Consider the following 254-nt stretch of genomic DNA (forward strand, 5'->3'; position numbering starts at 1 on the left):
CGCTCTTCGGCCATCCGGTTGAGGATTTGGTAGGGCAAAACGTGCGCATGCTGATGCCGGGAGACATGGCCGTTCAACATGACGGCTTCCTGCGCCACCATCTCGAGACCGGAGAGAAACGCATCATGGCGTGGGCCGCGACGTGGAAGGGCTGCGCGCCGATGGCAGTGTCTTCCCGCTGCATCTTTCCGTGGGCCGCGCCGATATCTCGGGCGAGGTCGCCTTTGTCGGCATTATGCACGATCTGTCGCGCC

General features: G+C 63.0%; 1 protein-coding gene. It reads left to right on the forward strand.

Features of this window, described 5'->3' with window-relative positions; translation table 11 throughout:
- Positions 1–142: 142 nt before the first annotated feature.
- Positions 143–254, forward strand: a 112-nt coding sequence (locus FCK22_RS19460) for a hypothetical protein (protein WP_248646604.1), incomplete at its 3' end; no start/stop codon positions are given.

The organism is Sulfitobacter sp. 15WGC, from assembly GCF_005068605.1.
GTDB classification, from domain to species: Bacteria; Pseudomonadota; Alphaproteobacteria; order Rhodobacterales; family Rhodobacteraceae; genus Sulfitobacter; species Sulfitobacter faviae.